Source organism: Bacillus sp. EKM206B (assembly GCF_011066015.1).
Taxonomy (GTDB): Bacteria; Bacillota; Bacilli; order Bacillales; family Bacillaceae; genus Bacillus; species Bacillus velezensis.
The window spans coordinates 1-485 of sequence record NZ_JAAMNL010000039.1 but is presented as its reverse complement, the minus strand read 5'-3'; the positions used below and the strand labels follow the sequence as shown (position 1 = coordinate 485).

Annotated in this window: 1 protein-coding gene; it reads right to left on the bottom strand. The window is 42.1% G+C overall.

The features are described from left to right. On the bottom strand, window positions 1-485 hold a 485-nt coding region (locus G9F50_RS20285), incomplete at both ends, for an IS3 family transposase (RefSeq protein ID WP_165406622.1).

Here is a 485-nt window from a genome sequence, read left to right as displayed (position 1 = left end):
GATTCGATGGAGGCATTATCAGCGGGCGTCCCTTTGCGGGACATGCTCATGGTAATGCCTTTTGTTTTAACAGCTTTCTGATACTCATAAGATGTATAAACAGAACCTTGGTCACTATGTAACAGGCAGTTCTCTGGCAGTGCGGGCAGCTGATCAAGTGTGTGTAAGACAAAGTCTGTGTCCTGTCTATCGCCAATCGTAAAAGCAATCACTTCTCCATTGTATAAATCCAATATACTGGAAAGGTACAATTGTTTCTGCCCATAAGGCAAATATGTGATATCCGTTACTAGCTTTTCCAGAGGGCGATCATACTGAAAGTTTCGATCTAATATATTCTCGGCCACGGCATATGGCTGCCCATTCTTCTTGCGCTTTTTCACCTTAACCCGGCATTGCCACTGATTCTTCTGCATAATACGTTGAACCGTTTTATGGTTAATACACATTCTCTTTTTTAGTATGGCTGTGATTTTTCGATATCC